At 67.2% G+C, this 22,743-nt stretch carries 19 protein-coding genes; 13 read left to right on the plus strand and 6 right to left on the minus strand.

Annotated elements, in window-relative coordinates; genetic code table 11:
• Positions 1 to 721: 721 nt before the first annotated feature.
• From G5C50_RS16505 to G5C50_RS16530, 6 genes are all read left to right on the plus strand, one after another.
• Entirely contained in the window at positions 722 to 1,438 is a 717-nt protein-coding gene (locus G5C50_RS16505) for an SMI1/KNR4 family protein (protein WP_206107738.1), read from the plus strand.
• A 212-nt stretch (positions 1,439 to 1,650) separates the two neighbouring features.
• Positions 1,651 to 2,796, plus strand: a complete 1,146-nt coding sequence (locus G5C50_RS16510; RefSeq protein WP_165071161.1) for a TlpA family protein disulfide reductase — start codon at positions 1,651 to 1,653, stop codon at positions 2,794 to 2,796.
• Between the two features lie 219 nt (positions 2,797 to 3,015).
• Positions 3,016 to 4,833 carry a sulfatase-like hydrolase/transferase gene (locus G5C50_RS16515; protein WP_165071163.1) on the plus strand — a complete coding sequence of 606 codons (1,818 nt, stop codon included), beginning with the start codon at positions 3,016 to 3,018 and terminating at the stop codon, positions 4,831 to 4,833.
• A 16-nt stretch (positions 4,834 to 4,849) separates the two neighbouring features.
• Positions 4,850 to 5,503, plus strand: a complete 654-nt coding sequence (locus G5C50_RS16520; protein WP_165071164.1) for an HD domain-containing protein — start codon at positions 4,850 to 4,852, stop codon at positions 5,501 to 5,503.
• 36 nt (positions 5,504 to 5,539) lie between these two features.
• A complete protein-coding gene (locus G5C50_RS16525) occupies positions 5,540 to 6,577 on the plus strand; it encodes a polysaccharide deacetylase family protein (protein ID WP_165071165.1) in 1,038 nt (345 codons plus the stop codon).
• 152 nt (positions 6,578 to 6,729) lie between these two features.
• Positions 6,730 to 7,446 carry a DUF434 domain-containing protein gene (locus G5C50_RS16530; protein WP_165071166.1) on the plus strand — a complete coding sequence of 239 codons (717 nt, stop codon included), beginning with the start codon at positions 6,730 to 6,732 and terminating at the stop codon, positions 7,444 to 7,446.
• On the opposite strand, the gene G5C50_RS16535 is transcribed toward G5C50_RS16530, so the two are convergent.
• The gene (locus G5C50_RS16535; RefSeq protein ID WP_165071167.1) at positions 7,427 to 8,185 is read right to left on the minus strand and encodes an SDR family oxidoreductase; all 759 of its coding nucleotides are present in this window, start codon (positions 8,183 to 8,185) and stop codon (positions 7,427 to 7,429) included. The two genes, G5C50_RS16530 and G5C50_RS16535, sit on opposite strands and share 20 nt — an antisense overlap.
• Before the next feature lie 126 nt (positions 8,186 to 8,311).
• Here G5C50_RS16535 and G5C50_RS16540 point away from each other — a divergent pair, with 126 nt between their 5' ends.
• From G5C50_RS16540 to G5C50_RS16565, 6 genes are all read left to right on the plus strand, one after another.
• Positions 8,312 to 8,689 carry a winged helix-turn-helix transcriptional regulator gene (locus G5C50_RS16540; protein WP_165071168.1) on the plus strand — a complete coding sequence of 126 codons (378 nt, stop codon included), beginning with the start codon at positions 8,312 to 8,314 and terminating at the stop codon, positions 8,687 to 8,689.
• 199 nt (positions 8,690 to 8,888) lie between these two features.
• A complete protein-coding gene (locus G5C50_RS16545) occupies positions 8,889 to 10,274 on the plus strand; it encodes an efflux RND transporter periplasmic adaptor subunit (RefSeq protein ID WP_165071169.1) in 1,386 nt (461 codons plus the stop codon).
• Positions 10,275 to 10,435: 161 nt separating this feature from the next.
• Complete coding sequence (locus tag G5C50_RS16550) at positions 10,436 to 10,741, plus strand: hypothetical protein (protein WP_165071170.1); 306 nt, start codon at positions 10,436 to 10,438, stop codon at positions 10,739 to 10,741.
• Positions 10,742 to 10,763: 22 nt separating this feature from the next.
• Entirely contained in the window at positions 10,764 to 11,294 is a 531-nt protein-coding gene (locus G5C50_RS16555) for a hypothetical protein (protein WP_165071171.1), read from the plus strand.
• A 599-nt stretch (positions 11,295 to 11,893) separates the two neighbouring features.
• A complete protein-coding gene (locus G5C50_RS16560; RefSeq protein WP_165071172.1) occupies positions 11,894 to 13,000 on the plus strand; it encodes a DUF4142 domain-containing protein in 1,107 nt (368 codons plus the stop codon).
• Positions 13,001 to 13,651: 651 nt separating this feature from the next.
• Positions 13,652 to 14,866 (plus strand): acyltransferase family protein, encoded by a 1,215-nt coding sequence (locus G5C50_RS16565; RefSeq protein ID WP_165071174.1) that lies wholly within the window; start codon positions 13,652 to 13,654, stop codon positions 14,864 to 14,866.
• An 81-nt stretch (positions 14,867 to 14,947) separates the two neighbouring features.
• On the opposite strand, the gene G5C50_RS16570 is transcribed toward G5C50_RS16565, so the two are convergent.
• From G5C50_RS16570 to G5C50_RS16585, 4 genes are all read right to left on the minus strand, one after another.
• Positions 14,948 to 16,207 (minus strand): hypothetical protein, encoded by a 1,260-nt coding sequence (locus G5C50_RS16570; protein ID WP_165071175.1) that lies wholly within the window; start codon positions 16,205 to 16,207, stop codon positions 14,948 to 14,950.
• 90 nt (positions 16,208 to 16,297) lie between these two features.
• Positions 16,298 to 16,690: a rhodanese-like domain-containing protein gene (locus G5C50_RS16575; protein WP_165071176.1), complete on the minus strand. Its 393-nt coding sequence runs from the start codon at positions 16,688 to 16,690 to the stop codon at positions 16,298 to 16,300.
• Positions 16,691 to 16,772: 82 nt separating this feature from the next.
• Positions 16,773 to 17,405: an anti-sigma factor gene (locus G5C50_RS16580; protein WP_165071177.1), complete on the minus strand. Its 633-nt coding sequence runs from the start codon at positions 17,403 to 17,405 to the stop codon at positions 16,773 to 16,775.
• Entirely contained in the window at positions 17,402 to 17,998 is a 597-nt protein-coding gene (locus tag G5C50_RS16585) for a sigma-70 family RNA polymerase sigma factor (RefSeq protein WP_240907119.1), read from the minus strand. Before G5C50_RS16585 ends, G5C50_RS16580 begins: the two co-directional genes overlap by 4 nt.
• Before the next feature lie 367 nt (positions 17,999 to 18,365).
• Between G5C50_RS16585 and G5C50_RS16590 the strand changes: the two genes are divergently transcribed.
• Positions 18,366 to 18,755 (plus strand): VOC family protein, encoded by a 390-nt coding sequence (locus tag G5C50_RS16590; protein WP_165071179.1) that lies wholly within the window; start codon positions 18,366 to 18,368, stop codon positions 18,753 to 18,755.
• Between the two features lie 15 nt (positions 18,756 to 18,770).
• Here G5C50_RS16590 and G5C50_RS16595 read toward each other — a convergent pair whose 3' ends face one another.
• Complete coding sequence (locus tag G5C50_RS16595) at positions 18,771 to 22,739, minus strand: hypothetical protein (RefSeq protein ID WP_165071180.1); 3,969 nt, start codon at positions 22,737 to 22,739, stop codon at positions 18,771 to 18,773.
• Positions 22,740 to 22,743 lie beyond the last annotated feature (4 nt).

The raw sequence follows: 22,743 nt of genomic DNA on the forward strand, positions 1-22,743 counted from the left end.
AGACGAACCAGGAGTTTTGGGACCAGAGGCCAACCCCATTGGCTTCGCTTTTCCGGTCCAGCGAACGAGCCGCTCGGACGTAACTCTTGAATCCGAAACACCATGGCGCTTGAAATCCGGCTCAGGAAATTGGCTTCGATCGACCGTTTTCTCCACGATTCCGTGGCGCTCTCCACCGCTCTGCTCGATCTTCTCCTGGCCGACTCTTCTCAGATAGGAACGTACGACCAAATCGTGAATGCTGGCATCGCCTGTGGGAGATCTTTGAGCCGCTGAACAGGAGACTGATACTCTCTCGGACGGAGGCCGCCGCACCTTGCCCCCATCAAAGGCCGGAGATACGCTTCAGCGAGATCCGAGGGGTCGGCGAACCCGTAAAAACTGGTGAGAAGGCCAAAAACGAGGGGCCGCGATGGGGACGAGGGCACAGTTCGAATCCTGCCCTGTCGACGCCTGGCCGCTCATTCTCTCGCGGCTTGCCGACGCCGGCGTCTGCATTGATGGACAGGGGGAGGAAAGGGGCATGCCTTGGTGCGATTGTCGCCTCGGCAGGGCTTCGATTGGAGTGTCGCTGGAACCAGATAAAGACGTGGACAATGTCACGTTGTACTGCAGTGCATTCCGCTATTGGCGGGGGTTCCCCATGACGGCCCACCTGTACGGGATCGTGACCGCCGTCGTCCGCCTCACGGCGCGTGAAGCCGCCTCCTGACGGGACGCCTTGCCCATTTTACCACTTGCTCTGGAGCCGAATCCTTCTATGCGTTCACGCGACGAGGTCTCGAACCTGGCGAGGTCTTTGACGTTGGTCGAGCCGCGACCCGCGAGTCTCCCCCCCGAATTGCCGGACCGCTTGGACGACGATTACCTCGTTTTCCTCCGGGATACCAACGGGGGGTACACTCCCGATCGCATGTTCCACTTTTTCGGTGCATCCGGCCCGCCGGAGCACGACGTCATCCATTGGAATCACGTGGACCTTTGGAAGAAACACTTCGGCCTCGACGACCAGTGTTTCGTCTTCGCCGAGGACGTATTTGGAAATCAGTACTACTATGCGCTCGGGACCCGTCGAAGGATGGTCCGAATCCTATGCTTTGACGATGGCTCCAGCACTTCCTGCGCCTCCGATTTCCAGGGCTTCATCGGCAACGTCGTGCTCAACGAGGAGGTGACGCGCGAATACTTCCGAGTGATGGATCAATTGCTACGCGCGACGGGATCGCCCTATCCCCTCTTCACTCACGTTTCCAGCAAGGTTCCGTCCTGCCTGGGCGGCGACGACCGTGACGTCGATAATCTGGAATTCGCCAACTCGATCGACCACCTGAACTTCATGGGGCAGATCGTCAAGCAGACCGAAGTGCTTCCCCCGGGCACAGTTGTCAGGGACGTCGTCCTCGATCCTGCGACGGGAGAGCTCAAGCTTGTGATCTGAAGGTGTGTCGGCCCCGTCCGGTCGCCAATTTCGTCGGCCTCGTCTTTCCCCGTTGAATTGCGTCCGGGACGACGCCACCATCGGAACGTCGCGGCGTCCGCCTCGAAGGCCGAGGCGGTCCCGGCTCGCCCAAGTCGGGGCCGAACGTCCGGCGTCCATCGCCTACTTCAGGGCGTTGAGGGAACGGCACACGACTCGGAGAAGGACCGATCATGACGACTCTGGCCGCGATTCTTCTCCTGGCATCGTCGTTGCCCGCGCAAGCGTCGGATTCGCTGGAGGCTCGTTGCGACGCCCTCTACCGGGAATTCGCCGACGCCCAGCGGAAGTGGTCCGAGGCTTCGCATCGGGGGACGCCGGGCGAAAGCGGGACGCCGAGGCCGGACGGCGCGGCGTTCGCCCGAAAGTTCCTGGCGATGGCGAAGGAGCATCCGGACGACCCCGCCGCTGCGCTTGCGCTGTCGCGGGCGATGTGCGTCGACCCGTTCGGGGCTTCGTGGGGCGAGACGCTCGATGCGATCGAGGCGAAGCACGTCGCGTCGCCGGAGATCGGCCCCGTCCTCTCCACGATCTCGTTCGACCTCACGCGGCCGAAGGTCGAACCTTTCCTGCGGCGGGTCATGCAGGAGAATCCCTCGGCGGAAGTCCGGGCCGACGCCGCCCTGGCGCTCGCCGAGCACCTCCGGCGCATCGCCCGGCAATCGAAGGATCTCCGCGAGCATCCCGGGCTCTTCGAGCGCGAGGGGCTGACCGCGGCCGACAGGGACGTCATGAGCCGCGTTCGCGACCGCGACGGCGAGGCTCTGAGACGCGAGGTGGAGCAGATCCTCGAACTCGTCACACGCGACTACGCCGGCGTCGTGTATGACGAGAGTCGCAAGCTCACCTACGCCGATCGCGCCCGGACGCTGCTCCACGAGATCCGCGACCTGACCGTCGGCAAGCCCGCGCCCGAGATCACGGGCGTCGACTCCCAGGGTCGGCCGATGAAGCTGAGCGAACATCGAGGCAAGGTCGTCGCCCTCATCTGGTGGGCCTCGTGGTGCGCCCCCTGCATGGCGATGGTCCCCCACGAACGCGAACTGGCCGAGCGCTACAAGGATCGACCGTTCGTGATCCTCGGGGTCAACGGCGACGAGGACGCGGCCCGGATGCGGTCGCAGATCCAGGAGCAACGCGTCTCCTGGCGCTCCTGGGCCGACGGCGGCCCTGAGGGACCGATCTCGACCGCCTGGAACGTGAAATCCTGGCCCACCGTCTACGTCCTCGACCCCGATGGCGTCATCCGATACAAGGGCGGGATGGATGAGAAAGCCCTCGACCGAGCCGTGGAAGCCCTGATGACGCGCCGCGACTGACCGGCCCGCCGGGGACTTGCATCCGGGCCCCGGCGCGGGTCGACTATGGGACGCGGATGGGGTGGATCACATGAGGGGGACGACCGCCGTCACCCTCGAATCCGATCGGTCGATTCGAACGCAGAGCCGATCCCCCCTCATCCGGCCCTTCGGGCCACCTTCCCCCGCGAGGGGGGAAGGCCGTTGAGCGCCTTTCGGGCGACATGGGGAGAATCGACGATGCGGCTGATCTACGGCTTCCTCACGGCATGGTGCCTCAGCGCGACCGTCGCGGCGGCGGCTGATCGGCCGAATATCTTGTGGCTTAGCTGCGAGGACCTCAGCCCGCATCACATCGGCTGCTACGGCGGCAAGAACGCAACCACGCCGGCGATCGACGGCCTGGCGAAACGCGGGGTGCGGTACACGGCGGTCCACACGAATGCGGGAGTCTGCGCTCCATCGCGGACAGGGATCATCACCGGGATGATGCCGACCTCGCTGGGTGCGAACGGAATGCGGAGCAAGGCGAAGGTCCCCCCCTTCGCGAAAGGCTTCCCAACGTCGCTCCGCGCCGCGGGGTATTACTGCACCAACAACGTGAAGACCGACTACAACCTCGCCGGCTTCGAGGCCGGCTGGAACGAGGTCAGCAAAAACGCCCACTGGCGCAACCGTCAGGAACCGGGTCAGCCGTTCTTCGCCGTCTTCAATTTCGAGATCACCCACGAGTCCCACGTCTTCGCCGATCCTGCGAAGTATGCGAAGGACACGGCAGAGCTGAAGCCGGCCGAGCGGCCCGACCCGAACTCGCTGGACGTGCCGCCGATCTACCCCGACGAACCGGACGTCCGCCGCGATCAAGCCGACCTTCACGAGTTGGCGACCGTGATGGACCGCCGCGTCGGCGAGCGGCTGAAGGAGTTGGAAGCCGACGGCCTGCTCGACAACACCATCGTCTTCTTCTGGAGCGACCACGGCGACGGCCTTCCCCGCGCCAAGCGCTGGCTCTATGACAGCGGCACGCTCGTTCCGATGGTCGTCTCCATCCCCGAGAAGTTCCGCGTCGACGGCCAAGGCGCTCCGGGGACTACCGACGGCCGGCTCATCAGCGGGCTCGATTTCGGGCCGACTGTACTGAACCTCGCCGGAGTCGCCGTCCCCGGCCACATGCAGGGCCAGCCTTTCCTGGGGGCGAAGCTCCCCGCGCCCCGGCAGTACGTCTACGGGGCTCGTGACCGCATGGACGAGCGGTACGACTGTATCCGGAGCGTCCGCGACGCCCGCTACCTCTACGTCCGCAATTACATGCCGTGGAAAGCCTACAGCCAACCGCTCAACTACGCCGAGCAGGAGCAGACGATGCAGGCCCTCCGCCGGCTGGCCGCCGAGAACAAGCTCCCTCCGCAATGCGCCTGGTTCGCCGCGACCGGCAAGCCCGAGGAAGAGCTTTACGACTGCGACGCCGACCCCTGGCAGCAGCACAACCGGATCGACGACCCCGCGCTGGCGGAGCTTCGCGACCGACTCCGCCGCGAGCAGGAGGACTGGACGTACCGCACTCGCGACGTCCATCTGCTGCCCGAACCGCTGTTCGCCGCCGCCGAGAAGGCCCTGGGTTCGCGCTGGGCGGTTTTGGAGGGGAACGCCGGCCTGGAGCGGCTCAAGGCCATCCGCCACGCCGCGATTGCAGGGGGTGAATCCGACCTCTCCAGCCCCGATGAGGCCGTCCGTTACTGGGCCGTCCAGCGGCTGGGCTCGCGTGGCGCTCTCGATGCGATTGAGCCCAGCCTGAAAGACGCTTCGCCCGTGGTGCGAATCACCGCCGCGTCGTGGATTGGAAAGGGCGGTCGGGCCGATCAGGCTCTTCCCGTCCTCACGGCCGAGTTGAAGAACACCGAACCCTGGACGGTCGTCGCCGCGCTCACCGCCCTCGACGAGATGGGGGAAGCCGCTCGCCCGGCCCTGGGGGCCCTCGACTCGATCATCGATAAGGAAGAGAATTACACGGCCAGGCTGCTGATGAGCCTGCACGAACGGCTCGACCCGAAGCGCTGAGAGACGGACCCGACCCATGGACCTGCCATCGTTGACGCAAGCCCTCGAAGCCGCCTTCGATCGCCTGCCCGAAGACCGTGACGCCGGCCACGGCATCCATCACGCACGTCGGGTGCGAGACAACGCCATGCGGATCGCCGACCGCGAGGGGGGCGACCGCCTGGTGCTTGTCGCGGCGGCCTATCTGCACGATCTGGTCAGCCCGCCCAAGAACTCGCCCGATCGCAAGCGGGCGTCGGCGATGTCGGCGGAGGCGGCCGAGCCGGTTCTGCGGGATCTGGGCTTCGACGAGGAGAAGGTCGCCGCCGTGCAGCACGCGATCCATGCCCACAGCTTCTCCGCGGGCGTCGAGCCGACCACGGTGGAGGCGAAGATCCTGCAAGACGCCGACCGGCTGGAGGCCCTGGGAGCGATCGGCGTGGCCCGAACGTTCTACACGGCGGGCCTGATGGGATCGGACATGTTCGACGCCGACGACCCGTTCGCCGTCCGTCGTCCGCTGAACGACAACCAGTTCGCGCTGGACCACTTCGCCGCCAAGCTCATGAAGCTCCCCGCGACCATGCAGACCAACGCCGGCCGCGACCTGGCCGAGGAACGCCTGGGCGTCATGCACGCCTTCCTCGGGGCCATCGCCGAGGAGTTGGGCGTCCACCCGGCCTGGCGATAGATCCTGGCCTCGCAAATTCGAGAGGATGTGCATCCGTTGGGTTTTCTGGACCGGGTGACGAACAAGCGGGCGATGCTGGCTCAGGGGCTGGCGGCGACGGGCGCGGCGAGGGCGCTGGAGGCGCTGGGGGGGCGTCGGGCGGCGGTGTTCACGTATCATCGCGTCGCCGAACCGGGGGAGGGGAATCCGTATTATGACAACGTCGTCTCGGCCACGCCCGAGGGCTTCCGCGCTCAGATGGCGATGGTCCGTGATCGGTTCCGCGTCGTCGGACCGGAAGATCTGATCGACGATCACGACGACGAACGGCCTCGCGCGGTGGTGACCTTCGACGACGGCTACCGCGACAACTTCGACGCTGCGCTGCCGATCCTCGACGAACTCGGCGTCCCGGCGACGTTCTTCATCCCCACCGACCACCTCGAACGCCCCCGGCTGCCCTGGTGGGACCATTTGGCTTATATCGTCAAGTCTTCAAAACTTGATCGATTCGAGGTCGAACGCGCTCCGGGCGACCCGCGGCCGATCGTCGTCGAGCGAGCCGACGGGGATCGCTCGGCGGCGGTGATGACCCTCATCCGCCCGGTGCTGACCGGCGAGGTCGCCGACCGTGACGCTTTCCTGCAACGCTTGGAAGCGGCCGCCAGGGTGGACGTCGATTCTCCCGCCCTCGGCCGCGAGCTGTTCATGACGTGGGAGCACCTGCGGAAGCTCGTCGACGCGGGCCACACGATCGGCTCGCACGCCCACGGTCACGTCGCGCTGGGAAGCCTCGACGACCGTTCCGCCCGCCGTGAGCTGGCGTTGTCGCGCACCATCCTGGAGGCCGCGGTGAAACGGCCGGTACGAACCGTCGCCTATCCTTACGGCTGGCCGGGGGCCGTGTCCGACAGGACGTTTCGTCTGGCCTCGGACGTCGGCTACCGCATCGGATTCACCTCGTTCGAGGGGATCGTCCGACCTGGCTTCGACCCGCTCGCCGTCCCCCGCCTGAACGTCGGTTGCGGCGACACCACCGCCATGCTCCGCTCCCGCGCGGCCCTTTGGGGAGCGTTTGGCCGATCGTGGCTGTAAAGTACGAGCGCGATTCAAGCGATGTCCTCGCGCGGACACAATGATGAGCTGCGTGGCCACACCGCCCGAGGTCGACTCCTCCTGAAGCAATTTCGCGTTGCCTGCGTCTGAAGCGAAGTCCCTTGGGACCTCGGTTGAACGAGGAACGAGCCGTGCCCGATACAAGGAAGCATCGCGGCCCCGGGCCGGGGGATCGGGAGTGGTTCGGCGAGTCGGCCCGACCGGCGCTGGTGGTCGCGACGGCCGAGTTTTCGTGGCTGCTCTCGCGGGGGTACGCGGAACCGTCGGCGTTGAAGCTGGTGGGGGACCGCCACCGCCTGGTGGAGCGACAGCGATCGGCCGTGTTGCGGTGCGCGGCCTCGGATGCGGCCGTGGCCGATCGGCGGTCGCGTCAGGTCGAGCCGGGCGACCTGCGGGGCCAGCCGATCCGGATCGACGCCCTGAACGTGATCCTGACGCTGGAGTGCGCCCTTGGCGGCGGCGTGGTGCTGGGGGCTCGCGACGGCTGCTTCCGCGACCTGGCGAGCGTCCACGGCACGTATCGCCGCGTCGAGGAGACACGCCCGGGCCTGGAGATCGCCGCCAGGCTTCTGCGAGCCTGGGGCGTCGGCCCTTGCACGTGGCTGCTGGACGCCCCCGTCTCCAACAGCGGCCGGCTCGCCGCCCTGATCCGCGAGGTCGACCCATCTTTCATCGCCGAGGTCGTCCCCGATCCCGACCCGATCCTGATGCTTCCCGGCCCCGCCGTCGCCACCGCCGACTCCGGCGTCCTGGACCGCTGCGGCCCCTGGCTGAACCTGGCCCGGCTGCTCGTGGAGGCGGCCGTCCCCGAGGCCTTCGTCGTCGATCTCAGAACGCCTGGGAGTTGAGGGCCTCGAACATCTCGGCCAGCTTGCCATTCTCGGCGGCGAACCGGAGGGGCTTGCAACGCTCGACGACGACCTCCGCGACTGCCGGGTCGCGTTCGAGGATCGACATGACCTCGGCGATGTACTCGTCGAGCGGCATGGCGCGAGGGTCGTTCGCCTGGTGATCGCCGGTGAGGTGCGTCTGGACGTAGGGGGGCGCGATCTCGATCGCCTCGACGCTCGTCCCCTGGAGCTGTCGGCGGAGCGACATTGTGTAGGAATGGAGCGCCGCCTTGGTCGCGCAATAGGTCGGGAAGATCGCCAGCGGCACGAACGCCAGCCCGGATGTGACGTTCATCACGGCCGATCTCGGCTGCTTCATCAGGTGGGGCAGGAGGGCCGCTGTCAGGCGAATGGGGCCCAGGAGGTTCGTGACCACCGTCTTCTCGGCGTCGTCCAGGTCGCCGGGGGACGACGTCAACTGCTCCAGCTTCATGATCCCCGCGTTGTTCAGCAGGACGTTCAACGAGGGGAACTCGCGCACGGCTCGTTCGGCGAACCCCTTAATCGCATCCCCGTCGTCGACGTCGAGCGTCAGCGCCTTCATGCCGGGGTTGGCCGCGACGACCTCGTCCAGCACCTCGGCGCGACGGCCGGCGACGACGACCTGGTTCCCCCTGGCGTGGAACGCCTCCGCGAGCGCCCGCCCAATCCCCGACCCGCCCCCGGTGATCAGGATCGTGTTTCCCGTGATCTGCATGGCCATTCTCCCCTCTCGGCTGGTGATCGATCGGCTTGTTCCCTTCCCCGAGAGATCCTAGGGGTGTACTCTCCTTCGGCAAGAAGGCACCCGAAAGAGCGATACGCACCCAAAGGAGAGTGTGGGATGGCCAGGGAAGTCGGACGCCCTCCCGAAGAGGTCGACCCGGAGATCGAGGCGCTCGTCCGCGAGATCATCGGCCGCGTCGCCGACAAATGGACGATGCTCATCCTGGAAGCCCTTGAGGAGCGCGGGACGCTCCGATTCACCGAGATCGCCCGCCACGTCGAGGGGATCAGCCAGAAGATGCTCACGAAGACCGTCCGTCAGATGGAGCGCGACGGCCTCATCACCCGCACCGTTTTCCCCGTCGTCCCTCCCCGAGTCGAGTACGCCCTGACAAACCTCGGCCGCAGCCTCGGCGAAGCGTTCTGCGGCGTCTGGATCTGGGCTGAGAGCCACCGCGACCAGATCCAGGAGGCGCGGAGGGCCTTCGACGGGTGACTCTCACGATCGAGCCTGAGACGCCCCAGGCGAGATCTCGACCGGATTCCCCTCCACCGCGAAAAAAATCTCTGTCTTATCTTACATTTGTAAGTCGAATCAACTACAGTTGTCAGGACACAGTTGAATCGGACGGTCGCGGGCGGACGTCGAGCGGGTCGACGCTGCTGAGGGCTCCCTGGAATCGGCGGGGGCGCGGATGGGCGTGATATCGACGGCGGGGATCGGGGCGTCGTTCCGGCTTTTGGCCGCGGCGTCGACGGTGGCCGCGGGGTCCTGGTGGGCCCTCGCGGGGGTGGGGCGTTCGTCGTCCTTGGTCTCGGTCGAGACGACGATCGTGCAGCGGATGCCGCTGGAAACCCGGCTGGTGGTGGGGGGCGACCTGCTGTCGGTCAAGGAGACGGCGCTGAAGTGCGAGGTCGAGGACGTCGCCGACGTGGGGGGCGTCGCCGTCGTGAGCCTCATCGAGAACGGGGCCCGGGTGAAAAAGGGGGACGAACTCTGCCGGCTGGACTCCTCGGCGCATGAGGAGAAGGCCCGGAAGGCGGAGATCGCCGTGAACGAGGCGCAGGCGGCTCGCGACCAGGCCCTGGCGGCGCTGGAGGTCGCGAAGGTCGCCCTGATCCAGTACGAGCAAGGAGAGACCCGGACGGAGACCAGCGACTACGAACGTCGGATCGCGCTGGGGAAGTCAGACCTCGCCCTGCTCGCCAAGCGGCTGGACTGGACCGAGGAGATGGTCGCCAAGGGTTATACCTCATCGGGCCAACTCCTGAGCGAGCGTCAGGAGTTGGAGAAGGCGAAGCACGAATTGACGAAGGCGGAGGGTGAGTACAAGCTTTTCCGCGAGTTCAAAGCGCCCAAGGAGATCGTTTCGCTCCGAAGCAAGGTCGCCTCCGCGGAGCACGCATACCGGCTTGAAGAGGAGAAGCTGGCGATCCAGAAGCAGCGGTTGGAGCATCTTCGGCGACAGGTCGCAAACTGCGTCATCCGCGCGCCACAAGACGGCGTGGCCGTCCACGACTGGCGGTCCAAGTGGTTTCCCATCCGCCCCGGCGCACTCGTCTACGAGGGCCAGGACCTGCTCAAGATCCCCGACCTCTCGCGGATGGAGGTCGAGGTCGCGATCCATGAGACGGTCGGCGCCCGGGTGAAGGCCGGCATGCCGGCGGTGGTGAGCATCGACGCGATCCCCGGCCGGACCTTCTCCGCCCGAGTCGCCTCCATCCTCCCCATGCCTGTCGCCGACTGGAAGGCGTGGGACGAGCGCATGCGCCAGTACATCGCCCGCGTCCGAATGGACGACACGCCCCCCGGGCTGCTTCCCCTGATGTCCGCCCGCGTGGAGATCGACACTGGCAAGCTTCCCGACGCCCTCGCCATTCCCGTCCATGCGATGTCGCATATCGCCGAGGAATCCGCCTGCTACGTCGCCTCGCCCCAAGGCCTGTCGCGGCGAGCCATCAAGACGGGACGATCAACGCCCGACTATATCGAGATCGTCTCCGGGCTGGAGGAGGGCGAGCAAGTCGCCGTCGACTTCGCCGAAGCCGAGGCGGTCGCGAACCGGTCGACGAAGCGATAGAACCTCGGCCGACGCTGCCTCGACGCGCTCATCTCTCCCGGAAGTCTCAGGCGGCCCAGGCCCTCCTGGAGAAACCCGCTCGCACCGGGTTACAATCTTATTCCTTTCCGCACGAATCCTCTCCGTGGCTAAGAACAACAAAAGCCTCGTGGAGTCGATTGATGAGCATCGGTGCGGTCGTGGCCGCCGCCAGGCGGAAGGAACGAATCCTGGTCGAGCGCCTGCGGGAAGCCAGGGCGGTGGATGCCGCATCGGCGGTTTCTCTTCCCGACCAGAATTGGATGGGCGGCCGGGTGATGCGCCGCCTGCTGAAGGCCGGGGCGTTGCGCGAGGCCGGCACCGGGTATTTCCTGGATGAAGGCGAGTACGCCGCCTACCGCTCGCGCCGGAAGAGGAAGACCGCCTTCATCATGGCGCCGCTGACGATCGTCGCCCTCCTGGTCATCTGGTGGGCCAGCACGCGGTAAGAACCCGAGCCGAGGCGCGGCGATGGAAGGCATGAACTTCGGTGCGATATGGCTCGGCGCTCTCGGCGTGATCGTCGCCGGAGCATCGGTTCTCGCCGCCCTCGTCTTCGCTGCGGCCGGGAGAACAGGGCAGGCGAGGTTGATCCTGGCCGCCGGCCTGTTCGCCTCGGCTTCGCTCGAGGCGCTCGCCCTACTCTCGTTCCTTCCCCACGCCGGACAGAGCGCCTCCCAGGGGGTCGGTATGGTCTTCACCATGACGGCCGCCGCCCTTTTGCTGGCGGGCTTCGGCCAGTTTCGCGCCGCAATCGCGTTCCCCGGCCGTTACTTCACTTCACTAGCCCTATCCCTGGCGGCCGTGGGAATGCTCCCCCTGGCGATCCCCATCGACGCCCTTCTGGGCCCACATGCCGTCTCGCGGCTGGACCTCGACGGGCGTTGGGTCTTCATGGTGCTGATCCTCAGCATCGGGCTCGGTGTGGGCAGTTGCATCATCTCGCTGCCGCCCCCGGAGCCCGAGGGCAAAATAGAGAAGCCCGACAGGTCCCTCGAGTAAACGCGGCGAGAGACATGGGCCCCGGCCGCGATCCATCCCAGGCGGCCACGGCCTGACCCTGGCCAGTCCCCGGGTACAGGCTTTCGGGAATCCTGCGCCGCTCGGACTGGGACGAGGGCGAGTGGAGCGGCGGACTCGTCGGCCGAGGAGGCTGGCGGGCGCATTTTCGTTTTCTTAAGAACGCGAGCGCCAAATTTGTTGTCCGAACGTCGCCACGTTGTAAAGTAGCTATCAATGGCAGAAAGAATCCCGACGAGATGCTTCTCGTCCTGGCCGCGTTAGGGCCTCCGATCGTCGAGTCCTCGTCGGCCCGAGCCTCGCCAGACGCCCGGACCGATCGATCGACCTTCAGCCGGACGTGGAGCCATGGAACGCCAGGAAAGGCTTCGGCGAACGGCCGGTCGCAACGTCGCGACCCCGACGGTCGTCCTCACGACCGCCCGATCCCGAAGGGCTGGGAAGCCGACTTCAATCCACGAGCGTGGATCTGCCGCCCGATCACCATCCGAGTCCGACACCGAGCCACGACGATGAGGAGTTCGCCGAAGATGAAGATGCGTCGCCGCCCGCTGGAATGTGATTCTCTCGAGACGAGGACCATGCTGTCCGTCGCATCGGGACACCCCGGGGCCTTGCACCACGCGCACGCCATGACAGCCCGGGCGGCGCGAACCGCGACGCCGGCCGCCCAGACGATGAACATGAACTCGGACGCGATGAGTCCGAATGCGGCCCCGACGGACATGACCCAGGTCACGGGCGGCGGGCTCGTCAACGTTCCGGCCGCTCCCGTCTACTCCGACGTCACGGCCCTGCAGAGCGCCGCCAGCGCCAACAACCTGGTCGTCTTCCTGAGCCAGTTTGAGGCCCTCGCGGGGTCCAACGCGTCGACCCAGCAGTTGGCGCTCTCGATCCTCAATGACTCCCGCAACGTCGACATGGCGATGGACAACTTCGCAGGCGGGATCGCGGTGACGCTCCCCGGCAACGTCGTGGGCAACGACGCGGTCCTCGCCCAGCAGATGATCGCCGCCCAGAAGGTGGGGAACGTCGACCAGGCCTACTCCAGCCTGATCGTCCAGGCCGAGGCGAGTCTGGTCAATCAGGTCTCCCAACTGGCGACGAGCGCCCAGGACGCGTCGATCCGCGCCTTCGCCGCGGGCATCCTCCCGACGGTGCAGGCGGACCTGGCTGCCGCGCAGGGGACGGGGACGCTCGCCCCGGTCGGCAGCACGCCGTACAGCAGCACGCTCGACGCGTCCGACCTCAACACGCTCTCGACGTACTACGCGATCAACGTCATGGAGGTCTTCCTCGCCCAGATCACCCTGCTCGTCACGAAGCCCAGCTCGATCGCGCTCTATTCGGCCAAGCTGATCGGCGACCATGAGCAGGGTGCGGTGGTCCTCGGCGACTACGCCGCCAGCACGGGGACCTACCTCCCCGCCGCGATCCCGGCCGGTAACGCATCGATGGCGGACGCCGTCGTGGCCGCGACCCGCACCATCCGCCCCAGGAGCACAGCCCGCTACAACCAGGTCTATCTCAATCAGATGATCATGGGGCACACCGACGCCTTCAAGTTCACCTCGCAGGTCATCGGCACGTCGCAGAACCCCACGTTGAAGCAGTTCGCCCTCAACGTCCAGCCGACCATCTACATGCACCTGATCTCCGCCAAAACTCTCCGGCGCGTCTCCAACTGAGGCAGGACTCATACCGCCGACGCCGCCTCGCGGACGACGGACGACAACATCGGGAACCCCGGAACCCTCGACGCACGTCCTGGGTTCCGGGGTTCCCGGCGTTTCGAACGGATCGTAAGCCCGGTGGGTCGTCGTTCAAATCGGCCGGGGCGACGGCTTCGTCTCGCCCAGGATCGATCGAATGCGGTCACGCCGCCGCGAGGCAGCGGGACCTCGTCGGCGCCGTTGCGATGCAGGATCGTCCGCGCAAAGCCCTTCACGCAGCCGCGGCGATCGCAACTGCCTCCTGAACCTGCCTGTCTTTCCCCTCCGGATTCCGGCCGCCTCCTGCTGGCGATCCTCCCATCATGTCGACGCGGCCGAGCGTCCACAGCAGGCGAGGCCTTCGAACCACGAACGAGGCTCCCTGTCATCGTCCTCGACTCCGAAAGTCGACGCGAACGTCTCGCGAACGCGCCTTCGCAGCGCGTCCCGTCCCGAAGCGGCCGCATTTCGGTACTGGCAGTAGAACTCGCACGACGCATTCACCAAGATGCGTTCACTCACTGACACAACGATCCGACTGCGTCTCACACACCGACGAGCGCGGTAGGCGCCGCCTGCGGGAGCCTTGCCGATTCAATTTCATATTTACTTGTGATCACCACTCTAATGCCATTATCAAGCACGCTTGAAAAAAGAGCCGCTGTCGCGTCCCTGAGGTCCGCGCCGGTCAAGAAGACGCGATACGTCGCGGCCCTCGACGGCCTTCGAGCGTTGGCGGTGGGGTCGGTGATGTTCGCCCATGCGGGGTACCCCCTGATTCGCGAACTGGGGTGGCTGGGCGTGGATCTCTTTTTCGTGCTCAGCGGGTTTCTGATCACGTCGCTGTTGATCGAGGAAAGACGGGCGACCGGCGGGATCGACCTGGCCCGGTTCTGGGGGCGTCGGCTGCTGCGGCTGATGCCGACCTACTGGCTTTATATCCTCGGCCTGTCGCTCCTGATGGCCTTCGGCGGAGGATGGACGCGCGAAGTCGGCGGATGGACCCCGGGCGCTTACTTGCGGTCGCTCTGGTTCTACTACTCGAACTACGCCCCCTTGGGCGTGTGGGAATACCAACCGCTAGGGGTCCACCTTTGGTCGTTGGCGGTGGAGGAGCAGTTCTACGTCCTCTGGCCCATTTTCATGACGTTCATCCCAGGCGGTGCGGCAGCCACGACCGCCGCCTGGTTGATCTTCGGAGCCATGGTGAGCCGTAATCTCTTCCTGTCGCCGTTTCCGGAGTACTCACTGGACACCCGCGGCGTCTCGATCGTGCTCGGCTGCGCTGTCGCACTCAGCCTCGCCCACTGGCCGAGGTTGGGTGCACGGCTCCGACGCCGCGGCGTCGTGGAAGGGGCCGCGCTCGGGTGCTTCGCGCTGGGGGTCATTGTCAGCGGAGCGAAGGCGAACCACCTCTTCGGCATGGGAGGCGTGTTCCGGCTCTTCCTGCCGATCTTCTCGGTGGGTTTCGCCGTCCTGGCGGCCTCAATCTGGGAGGGTGCGACGGGCCCCGTAGTCCGGTTCCTTTCCTGGCCGCCTCTGGTCTACCTGGGACGAATCTCCTACGGGATCTACCTCTACCACCTCCTCGCCTTGCACCTGATGGCGCACATTCCACGGGAATTCCACGCGTCGCATCCGTACCTGAGCGACTTCGTCGGCTTCCTCGTCTTCACGACGACGACGCTCGCCCTGGCGGTTCTCAGTTACCGACTGATCGAGACGAGGTTCCTGCGTCTCAAGGCTCACCTGAAGCCGCGGACCGTCGACAGGGGCGAGGATTTCCATCCCCCCAGGCCTCAAGGCGGGTTCCTGAGCGAAGGCCGACTGGTCCAGGGATAAGCCCGCTTGAGGTTCCGTTCGCGCGCAGTGGCCTTCGCCAGCCAGGGAGACGAAGGAAAGGGACGCTCGGACGCCGATCGTTCAATCGGTCCGGAGCGACAGCTTCGTCTCGGCCAGGATGGATCGGATGGCCGCTTTCTCGTCGTCCGGGAGGTAGGCGTAGTCAGGCGCGGGGGATTTCGAATCGAGGGCCCGGGCCAGCTCGCGGTCCACGGCGCGGCGGAGCGGGGGGGGAAGCCCCTCGAAGGCCGCCGACTCGATCATGTACGAGCAACGATGGGTCAGGAGCCGGGTTTTCAGGTCGAGATCGCGGAGCGACCGGCCGTCGGACGTGGGCCGGCGGCGGGCCAGGAAGTCGGCCCGAAAGTCGTCGGATGCGGTCACGCCGCCGGGAGGCAACGGGACCTCATCGGCGAAGAGGATGTAACGGACCAGATCGCGGGCCAGGGTGTCGAGTTGGGGGGCGACCGCCGCCTCGTCGCCGCCGTTGCGATGCAGGAGCGTCCGCGCGCGGTACGTGGCCGAGACGGCGCGGTTGATGAAGCCGACCTGATGCTCGTGGAGAAGCTGCGGCAGGAGCCCGCTGGTCGAGACCGGATAGCGGCCGAAGTCAAACAGCTCGCCCGGCTGCATGGGAAGCTCTTGCGCCCGCCCATCCTTCCAGTCGATGAGCATGTTCCCCTGATGGGTGAACTCGGGGGCGTCGGTCACGAGCCAGCCGCCGAACCTCTGGTCGAGCGGCACGCCGTGGCCGCTGAGCCCGCGCCGGAAGGCCCGCTCGCCGCCTCCCGAGAGCCCGGGGATGACCGACTCGATCACGAGCTGCGGGACCTCGCCCATCTCGGGGGTGCCGTGGCAGGTCAGGCAGTTCTCGCTCCGCCGCGACCGTGGCACCTTCCCGGCTTCGAGGCGGTTGAAGATGTAGAACATCGGCCCTCGCGTCGGGTCGATCGAGATCACCTCGATCTGCCCGCGCGGCACGTAGCCGACGTAGGTGTCGTCGTTGAAGTAGAGGGCCCGCGGCCGTCTCGGCGAGATGATCGTCTTCTGGAAGCTCGTGGCCGAGGTCACGATCATCTGCGAGGAGACCGGCACGTCGAGCGTGCGGAGGACGCTCCGGAGCAGGGCCCGCTCGTCGCCCGCGTCGAGCTTGACCCGACCGGCGTCGAGGTCGGCCTTGAACCGGGAGAACCGGTCGTGCGCCGGCAGCGTTTCGTATCCGTGGATCGGGTCGCGGACCCCGGACGGGTCCTCGGCGAGGGCCGACCCGGTCAATCCCAGGACGACGACCAGAATGGCCGCGATTCGCTCGGCCGCCTGTGCGCCCTTCGGTCGATCCATCCCGCGTCGCTCCGGGCTTGATGAAGCCGGGCGGCCTTGGCGGCCGCCCGGTCGTTCGTTCAGACTCGTTCGACCAGGCGCTGAGCCCGATCAGTTGGCCTCGATCTTGGCGCCCGACTTCTTCCAGCCGACGATGCCCTTGGCGTAATGCTTGATGTTGGTGTAGCCCAGTTCCTTGGCGGCCTTGGCGGCGGCGCGGTAGGCGGTGCACTGCTCGTTGCCGCAGTAGGCGACGATCAGCGAGGACTTGTCGGCCGGCAGCTTGGCGGCCAGGTCCTTGCCCTGCTTCTCGAAGTCGATGGCCTTGGGGATGTGCCCTTCGGCGTACGACTCGGAGCCGTTGGCGTCCAGCAGCGTGACCTGCTTGGCCTCGATGGCCTTGAGCAGCTCTTCGTGGGTGATGTTCGGGAAGGTCTGGTCCTCAGCGCGGACGAGACCGACACCGGCAATCAGGGCGACGGTCAGGGCGATGGCGTGACGCATGGGGTTCTCCTGGTTCGTTGAAGAGGTTCGATGCAGGAAAGCCGACGACGAGTCGGGTGCACGGTGCAACGCGGCGGGCGCGTCAGTGGACGATCTCCAGGCGGGTGGCGGCGAGGAGCGGTCGCCCGTCCTCGGCTCGCATGACCCCCTCGGCGATGACGGGGACGGGCTTTCGGCCGCATCCCTGGGTGCGGTAGAAGTCTCGGCAGACGGCGTTGTCGCTCAGGGCGATCGTTTCGTCGTGGTCCGCCTCGTGGACGCGGACCACGGGCCGGCATTCTTCGGCCTGGTGGAGGACGCAGTGGGCGCAGACGACCTCGCCCCGGAGCGAGACCCGCTGCACGCCCGCGTCGCCGCGTCCCGGAACCGGCCCGGCTTCACGTCGCGACCAGAACGAGGCGACCCCGACCGCGGCCAGGACACACGCCGCGACTGCCGCGGCCAGCCGCAGCCGAATGCGGCGCGACGCCGGCCCGGCGGACCCGATCGACTCGCCGGCGTTGAGCCGAGACTGCACGCCCTGCCAGAAGGCGTCGGCCGTGCGCTTCGGGTCCAGTTCGTGGGCGATCATCTCCGAGAGGGTGAGGTGCTCGCTCAGGTCGCGGAGCAGGGCGGGGTCGCGTTCAAGCTCTTTGCGCAGCTCCTCGGCCTCGGCCTCGGACGGTTCGCCGTCGAGCAGCCGGCTGAGCAGTTCGTGATACCGAGCCTCGGTCATCGCCACATCCCCGTCTTTCGTTCAACGCACCCCTTCACAGCCTGCCGGAGCCTCAGGAGCTTCTGCCTCAGGGCGTCAGCCCGGACCTGCAACCGCGCCGCCATCGCCTCCGCCGGCTCGCCGTCGGCGTAGCGCCGCACCAGCAGTTCGCGGCCGGCGTCGGGCAGTTCCCGAAGGCAGGCCCGCATGGCTTCGATCCATTCCTCCGAGGGCGTCTCGCGGTCGGGATCGGCCCGATCGATCAGGAGGTCCGCCAGGCCGCCAGCGATCAGCCGCGACCGGCGGCCGACCTTGCGAATCTCGTTGGCGGCCAGGTGCCGGGCGATGCCGCGGAGCCACGGCCCGGCGCTGCGGTCGGGGTCGCGGTCGTCGAGCTTCCGATAGGCGACGAGGAACGTCTCCTGCGCGAGGTCGTCCACCGAGGCGGCGTTCACCCCTATCGCGCGGAGGAACGCGCGCACCCCGGCCTGATGCTCCCGCACCAGCGATTCCAACGTCGCCACGCGGTCGTCGCCCGGCGCGGGGCCCCTCGGCCGCGGCAGGGCGCCGGTCCGCATCCGAACGTCCGACGTCGCATCGCGGCTCGGTTGCAACTCGCCCCTCCGATGGACCTCTTCGACGCCGGCGGTCGACACAACCTCTCGCCGCAGCTTTAGTTCCGACTGACCATCGAGCCGCGGTTCACCTCCGCGTCCCGGCGGTCCTCAGCGGCGTCCGTCGTCTTCTTGCACCTATTTGTCGCGAACAGACGGGGCGTGACAAGAAAACGCGGTCGAAGTCGGCCAGGCCCCCATGGAGTGTAGCTCCCGCGGCCCAATTCTCTCAAACCGCTTCCCTCGGCTCGTCTCCCGCAAGCTCCCAGGTGACTTCGAGATCCTTCGCGGCCAAACTTGAAGTCGCGTGACGCAAGTGTGGCCATCGCCCCCGGCAACCGTCGGATTGATCGTCAGGAGACCGCCGATGGCCATCGCCTACAACGAAGCGTTCATCGCCATCGGAGCGAGCGACTTCCCCGCCGTGGTGGATTTCTATCGGCGTTTGTTCGGCCGCGAGCCCGATGAGCGAATCCGGGACGTTTACGCGGCGTTCCGTCCGCCGGGTCTGCACCTGGGGATCTTCGCGCCCAAGGAGGCGAACCGCTCGGAGTTCGCCAACCCGCCGGGCGCGGGGGGAGGGCTGAGCCTCGTTCTGGGGGTCGCTGACGTCGACCGGGCCCGCCAGGAGCTGGCGTCTCTCAACCCGTCGCGGCCGCCGGGACCGATCGAGTCGACCCGCCACGGCCGCGAGTTTTACGCCTACGACCCGGACGGCAACCGACTGATCGTCGTCGAGCGGCCGCCTGTCGCGTGAGCCGGCCGGTCCGCGTCACTGTCCGGTGAAGCCCTTGCGTTCCATCTGGTTGACCTGCATCCGCTTGGGCGGTTTGGGCTTCTTGGGCGCCTTGGCGTCGGGGTCGAACGGAAGCATGTTCGGGGGTCGCGTGCCGGTCTTCAGGTCGAGGAGCCGGACGGTTTCGGGACCGCCGAGGCCGAGCGCGCCCGACTTGGGGTTGAGCTTGATGACCTCGGCACGCAGCGGCGCGCCCGACTGACCGACGGCCGCCTGCTGGACGATGCGGACGGGACGCCCCTCCAGGCCGTTGGCGACCACGAGGTCGTTGAGCGAGTCGTAGGTGATGACGTCGGCTTGTAGGGCCGTGTCGCGGGCGTTGACGTAGGCGTTGTCCCAGGCCTTCATGAAGTTTCGCCCGTTGGCCGTCTTCTCGGCGCCCACCGGCGGCGGCTCGTTGATGACGCGGAGGGCGTCCGAGGTCAGGAACGTGGTTTCCGCCGGCAGACGGTCGAAGTCGAACTGAGTCAACTTCGGGCCGACCGGTTCGGGGATCTCGCCGCGGGCCGTCTCGACGGCGCCGAAGAACTCGGCCCAACGCTGGGTGTCGACGTCGTCTTCCTTGCCGCTGCCGAACCGGCCGCGCATCAGGCTCTGGAACTTGATCTGGGTCAGCACCAGGGGCGGATCCAGCGGCTTCGCGACGGCTCCGACCGCGCGGCGGGCGTCTGGAGTGGCGACGATCCGTTCCTTCACCCCGGCGGCTGCGCCCGGGCGCGGGGCGGGCTCCACGTCGTCGTCCTCGCCGGGGCGGTAGGAGGTCGGGCGAATGGCCACGGCGCCGCCGAGGTCGGGATTGGCCGATTGATCGCCCTTGGCCTGGCGGTCGTAGAGGAAGACCTGCCCAGGGCCCGGGGTCTGGAACATGCCCGAGCGACGATCGTAGGTGAGCGTCTTGGCTTCCATCCGCTGCTGGCTCAGGAGGACCGGTCGATCCGGGTGGACCTTCCGGGAGATCGCCGTCGCCGGCCGGCTGTCGGTCCCGACGAGTTCCAGCATCGAGAGGTCGGCGCGGGGTCCGGGCTCGGCGGCCTCGGCGTCGGCCGCGTCCTTCGCCTGGGGCTGGGCGGTGAGCTTGCCGACCTCGGCGAGCGGGATGGGCTTGTCAGTGTAGATAGTCATCGACTTCTCGCCGTGGAGGAGGCCGTCTTCCATCTGGGCGAGGACGCCGTCATAGAACTTGATCTTGGCCGCGGGCCGCTTCTGGGGGTCTTGCGAGATGCCCTCGAAGGTCATCATCCGCTGCCACTTCACGGTCAGCGTGACCTTGTCGTTCTGCGCCTTGCCGCCGCGCTTGCGGGCCTTCTTCGGGTCGGCGGCCTCGGCCTGCTCCTTGTCCTTGGCGAGATCCTCGGCGGTGCGGTCGGTGAGGACCCCGCGGTCGGTGAGCTGCTTGAACGTCCCCGCACCATAAGCCCAGGCCTGGTTAGCCTCCTGGTCGACGCCGATGGTGTCGGCGACGATGTCGGTCTCGTCGGTCTGGACGTGGGCCTTGGGAGCCTTCGACGGCGGGGTCTGCTTGCCCCGGTCCGAGTTCGGATTGTGGTGGTACAGGTCGAAGACGAGCCGGCCCTTGGCCTCACTGTTGAGAACCAGGACCTCGCCGACGGCGTTGGTGCCGATGGTCTTCCCCGGCGCGGGGTCTTGATGGAGCTCGACCTCGTCGAACATCTTCAGCTCGCGCAGTTCGTAGGTCGACGAGCCCTCAGGCTTCGCGGCGGTCCCGTCGGTCGTCGCCGTTTCGGTCGGGGCGGCGGGAGCCGAGGAGACGACGATGACGGCCTCGGCGCTGTGGGCCTTGGCGGTGACCTTGGGCGGAGCGGGCTTCTCGGGGGCCGCGGCCTTGTCCTTCTCCTTCTCGGGAACAGGCGTCAGATCGGGAACGGCCTGGGAGTCGGCCGGTTTGGCGACGGCGGGAGCCTTGGTCTGGGCCGGAGTGGACGCGGCGGGCCTGGGAAGCGGGTTCGGGTTCCGGCTCGGGACCGCGGGCGTGGTGGAGACGACGCCGGTCTCGAAGTCGACTTGCAGCCTGTCGCGCAGCCGCATGTCGCGGGTCGGGTCCACGAGGTGCACGTCCTTGACGGCCACCAGCTTGCGGATGGGGGGCAGCGACTCCTTGGGCTTCGCGGGAGCGGCGTTCGTGGCGGTCTGGAAGAAGGCCGTGGGGACGACCTCGCGACCGTCGACGGTCGTCTCGGTCTTCTTCTCGTTGGGGCGGAGCCAGACGGCGATGGTCTCAGCGGCCTCCAGCGAGGACTTCTGGTCGCGGTCCTCGACGCGCGGGTTCCCCTTCAGGACGAGGATCCGGCCGGGCTCGCGGTTCTCGGTGGGGGACTCGTTCTGGAGCCAGAGCTGGTCGCTCCAGATCGCCGTGCGCGAGGGGGGGACTTCGCGAGGAGCGTCGTCGGCGCCCAGGCCGGGACGGCTTTCCAGCAGACCGGGGCCGTTGGCCACCAGTGAGGCGCGGGACATGTCGCCGTCGTCGACGAGGGTCGCGTCGTTGCACCAGATATGGGTGACCGACTGGACCTTCCCCTTGTCGGGGCCTTCAGCCACGATGTCGCGCTTCTCGACCCACAGCTTCTTGGGGCCGCCGCCGTTGAAAATGGTGGTGCTCTTGCCGGCCTCGGGATCCTTGTAGTGCAGCAGCTCCACGCAGCGGATCTTGACCCCCTGCGTCGGCGACTGGACCCAGACCGCGTGGCCGCTCGCCTTGAGCCGGTGCAGCGCCAGGCCGCCGAAGGCGCCGGGGGCGCTCTTCTTCTCGGCCGAGCCCTGCTCGGCGGCGGACTCGTCCGCAACCGCAACCTGGACCTTCGCGTCCTTCTCCTCTTTCGCCTCGGCGGGCTTCGGCTTCTCGTCGCCGGGGAGGAGCGTCAGGTGGAGCGTGTCGCAGTCGATCTGGTCGGGGATCTCCGTGACCTTCCCCCGGCGCACGACGACGACGTTGCGATACTCGACGAACGTCGGCCGAGGAGGCTGGGGTGGGCCCACGACTGGGTTCGACGGGTTGCGCGGCAGGTCGATGACCAGCGGCCCCTGGCAGCGGACGTCCAGCGGCACGGCGTCGTTGGGATCCTTCTGCTGATCCTTGCCGGCCTTCGATGCGGTCTTGACGGCGCCCTTGCCGCCGCCGAGCCCGTCCGTCACCCCGGAGGAGCCGACGTCCAGCATCGTGGTGCGGACGTCGCGCTTGAGGATCACCCGCTGCGCGCCGTCGAAGCCGCCGGTCTTCCCCGGGAGGGCGGTCAGCTTGGGCCGCATCTGGATCTCCAGGCCGACCCCTGTGACCCGCAGCCCGCGGTCGACCAGGACGATCTCCGACTCCGACTTGATGACGGGCGCGACGCCGTCGTCGATGTACTGGACCTCGTTGATCGGGCCGATGAACAGGTCGTCCCGGGGGTCATCGGGGGTGCCGCGGTCGTCGTGGATCATAACCTCGCGTTCGAGGACGGCCTTACGAATGGCCAGCGGCTCTTTGTCGGACTTCGGATTGATGCCGAACGCCTTGTTGAGGTCGATGGTGGCCGTCTTACTGGTGAGGGTCCGAACGGGGCCGTCGCCGGGGGTCCCCAGCGTCATCGCGAAGGGATCGACGATGATCCGCTTCCCCTCGAACTTGACGCCGTCGGCCTCAATGGGCCGCTTGAAATTCATGGCGAACAGGACGAGGTTCTTCTCCGGCATCATGTAGCGCAGGAGGTTCTGGTCGTCGGAGCTCGTCCAGTGGTCGGAGCCGAAGGCGCGCACCGCGACCTCCTTGACCCGCCGCTTGTTCTCGGGCTCTTGGGGCGTGAAGGCCAGGCGGTCGGCGCCGTGATCGGCGCGCAGTCGTGCGACGATGTGATCGAACGCTCGGACGTACGCCAGGTGGGCCGTCGTCACGAGGGCAAGGACCGTCGCCATCTTGAGGAGTTTCTTCAGCACGAATCGACTCGACATGCCG

Source organism: Paludisphaera rhizosphaerae (genome assembly GCF_011065895.1).
Classification (GTDB): Bacteria; Planctomycetota; Planctomycetia; order Isosphaerales; family Isosphaeraceae; genus Paludisphaera; species Paludisphaera rhizosphaerae.